Genomic DNA, 3669 nt, shown 5'->3' with positions numbered 1-3669 from the left:
AAACCCGCCGCGTCCGCCCCGATCGCCGCCTCCCCCGCCACGGGCCGGCTTGGCGCCGACCTGCTCGGTGATGTCGGCGCCGGTCGCCTGATCGACAACCCGCATCGACAGCTTGACCTTGCCGCGTTCATCGAAGCCGATGACCTTGACCTTCACCGAGTCGCCCTGATTGACGACGTCCGTGGTTTTTCCCACGCGGCCCTGGGTCAGTTCGCTGATGTGAACGAGACCGTCCTTGGAGCCCAGGAAGTTCACGAACGCGCCGAAATCGGCGGTTTTCACCACTTTGCCGTTGTAGATCACGCCGATCTCCGGCTCCGCGACGATGCCGCGAATCCAGTCGATCGCCTTCTGCGCCTGTTCGGAATCGACAGCGGCGATCTTGATCGTGCCGTCGTCGTCGATGTCGATCTTGCACTTGGTCTGCTCGACGATTTCGCGGATCACCTTGCCACCGGTGCCGATGACCTCACGGATCTTTTCCTTCGGCACGTTGATGATGGTGATCCGCGGCGCCGTCTGTGCGACATCGCCACGGGCGCCGGTCAGCGCCTTGGCCATCTCGCCCAGGATGTGCATGCGGCCGTCCCTGGCCTGCTCCAGCGCGGTCTTCATGATGTCGAATGTGATGGACGTGATCTTGATGTCCATCTGCAGGCTGGTGACGCCCGCTTCGGTGCCGGCGACCTTGAAATCCATGTCGCCGAGGTGATCCTCATCACCCAGGATGTCCGACAGCACGGCAAAGCCGCGGTCTTCCTTGATCAGGCCCATGGCGATACCCGCCACCGGCCGCTTCAGCGGAACGCCCGCGTCCATCAGCGCCAGGGACGTGCCGCACACGGTCGCCATCGATGACGAACCGTTCGACTCGGTGATCTCCGACACCACGCGCATGGTGTACGGGAACTTGTCCTTGCCCGGCAGCAGCGGATGGATCGCCCGCCACGCCAGCTTGCCGTGACCAACCTCGCGGCGGCCCGGAGACCCCATGCGGCCGGCCTCACCCACCGAGTACGGAGGGAAGTTGTAGTGCAGCATGAAATTCTCGCGGTATTCGCCCAACAGGGCGTCCACCACCTGCTCATCCTGTCCGGTGCCCAGCGTGGCGACACAGAACGCCTGGGTCTCCCCACGGGTGAACAGCGCGGACCCGTGGGCGCGCGGCAGGATGCCGACCTCGGCGATGATCGGGCGGACGGTGCGGGTGTCGCGGCCGTCGATACGGATGCCGGTGTCCAGGATGGAGTTGCGGACGATGTCGGCTTCCAGGTCGTGGAACAGACCCTTCGCCTTGTCGGCGTCCAGGCCCTCGGCGGTCAGCGCGGCGGCGGCGGCCTTCTTGGCAGCCCCAACCTTCTCGTACCGAGCCTGCTTGACCTTCTCCTGATAGGCTTCGGCGATGCCGGCGCGGCCCAGCGCGTCGACTCGAGCGGCCAAAGCAAGCTGTTCCGGGGTCTTTTCCGTCAGCGGCCAGGGTTCCTTGGCGGCGTGTTCGGCCAGCTCGATGATCGCGTTGATCACCGGCTGGAAGGCCGCATGCCCGAAGGTCACGGCACCCAGCATGATCTCCTCGGAGAGCTCCTGAGCCTCCGATTCGACCATCAGCACGCCTTCGGTGGTGCCGGCGAGAACCAGCTCAAGCTCACTGGTCTTCACCTGGTCCTGCGTCGGGTTCAGGATGTACTGGCCGTCCTGATAGCCGACGCGGGCGGCGGCGATCGGCCCGAAGAACGGGATGCCTGACAAGGTCAGCGCGGCGGAGCAGCCGACCATGGCGACGATATCGGGATCGTTTTCGTTGTCGTAGCTCAGGACCGTGGCGACGATCTGGACCTCATTGCGGAAGCCCTCCGGGAACAGCGGGCGGATCGGGCGGTCGATCAGGCGGCTTTTCAGCACCTCGGCTTCGCTCGGCCGGCCTTCGCGCTTGAAGAAGCCACCCGGGATCTTGCCGGCGGCGAACGCCTTTTCCTGGTAGTTGACCGTCAGCGGGAAGAAATCCTGGCCGGGCTTGGCGGTCTTCACACCGACAGCGGTGCACAGCACGATGGTCTCGCCGTAGGAGATCATGACGGCGCCGTCGGCCTGACGGGCGATCTTGCCGGTTTCCAGGACCAGCTTGCGGCCGCCCCAGTCGAGTTCCTTGCGGAAATAATTGAACATTCAGTTGTCCTTCAGATGCGCGGCATCGGCGGACAACAAGACAGCCTCTTCGGTGGCCCTGCCTTGGGCGGGTGGCGGCGTCTCGGGTAACACGGAGCGCGTGCCGCTCACCGTTGCACGGGTCGCAGCCGCGGCCATGTGGCCGGAAACGCCGTCGCTTGTCCCGCGCCTTTCGGGGCGTGCCGGATCGGCGATCTTTGTGTCCACCGCGTGTCGCGGTGTTGCCGGGGGGAGTGCCTGCCCCCGCTCAGGTGGTCTGTTTAAGTCCACAGGCTGGAAATAGTGATCATTCCTGCCCGTGCCTAGCTTTATCTACCGGCGCAGGCCCAGGCGGCCGATCAGCGTCTGATAGCGCGTCTGGTTCTTCTTCTTCAGGTAATCCAGCAGGCGGCGCCGCCGTCCCACCAGCATCAGAAGGCCACGGCGCGAGTGAAAGTCCTTCGCGTGGATCTTCAGATGTTCCGTCAGCGTGCCGATCCGTTCGGAGATCAGGGCAACCTGGACTTCAGGGCTGCCGGTGTCGTTCTCACCGGTCTTGTAGTCGCTAATAAGCGCCGAACGAACTTCGGGTGACTGCGACATCAGGATACTCCTGGATAGGGGTTTCGATGACGCGTGCCAGGGTCCTACAGGACCCGTTCGGGCTTCAGCATGCCGTCCTCAAGACGGCACAGCCCGATCACGCGGCCCCCCGCCATGGCTCGGGCCAATCCGCCATCGGGATCGGCCGTTGCCGGAATCCGGCCCATCAACGCGACAAGGCTGATTGCCTGGCCATGTTTGAGGTCGGCGGCCTCTTGCTCGGTCAAGGCCAGCGCCGGGATGTCGGCCAGCGCGGTCGCGACCGGAAGCAGAAGGTCCGGGGAAGCGGGCGCGGTATCGTCCGGTTCCTTCAGTTTGTCCAGCGGAATCGCGTGATGCTCCAGGAACGGCCCGACGCGGAGGCGCCGCAGCACGGCGATATGCCCGACGGTGCCGCACGCCCTGGCCAGGTCGCGGGCCAGACTGCGCATGTAGACGCCCTTGCCGGAGGCGACCTCGAACACCGCGGTGTCGGGGTCGGGGCGGCTGATCAACTCGAACCGGTCGACCCTGGCGGGGCGGGGTTCCAGGACGGGGGGGCGGCCTTCGCGAGCCATGTCATAGGCGCGTTCGCCTGCGACCTTGATGGCGGAGAAGATCGGCGGGATCTGCATGATGGCGCCGCGGAAGGCAGGCAGCGCGGCTTCAATGGCGGCGTCGTCGGGGCGGACTTCACTGGTTTCGATGATTTCGCCGTCGGCGTCGTCGGTGTCGCGGGCTTCACCGAATTTCAGGGTGAAGTGGTACAGCTTGGTGCCGTCCATCACATAGGGAACCGTCTTGGTGGCGGCACCGAAGGCCACCGGCAGCAGGCCGGTGGCGAGGGGGTCCAGCGTGCCGCCGTGTCCGGCCTTCTGCGCGTCGAACAGGCGCTTGACGCGGTTGACGACGTCCGTGCTGGTCATACCGGCCGGCTTGTCG

At 65.4% G+C, this 3669-nt stretch carries 3 protein-coding genes; all 3 read right to left on the bottom strand.

Features of this window, described 5'->3' with window-relative positions:
• The coding region (gene pnp / locus GSQ89_RS18275) for a polyribonucleotide nucleotidyltransferase (RefSeq protein ID WP_158927830.1) at positions 1-2166 on the bottom strand (2166 nt) is incomplete at its 3' end.
• Positions 2167-2478: 312 nt separating this feature from the next.
• A complete protein-coding gene (gene rpsO / locus GSQ89_RS18270; RefSeq protein WP_158927828.1) occupies positions 2479-2748 on the bottom strand; it encodes a 30S ribosomal protein S15 in 270 nt (89 codons plus the stop codon).
• Between the two features lie 44 nt (positions 2749-2792).
• On the bottom strand, positions 2793-3669 hold an 877-nt coding region (truB, locus tag GSQ89_RS18265; RefSeq protein ID WP_254073265.1), incomplete at its 5' end, for a tRNA pseudouridine(55) synthase TruB.

The sequence above is a fragment of the Acidisphaera sp. S103 genome (genome assembly GCF_009765975.1).
GTDB lineage: Bacteria > Pseudomonadota > Alphaproteobacteria > Acetobacterales > Acetobacteraceae > Rhodopila.
The sequence above is the reverse complement of the archived record's forward strand: the minus strand, read 5'-3'. Positions and strand labels throughout refer to the sequence as shown.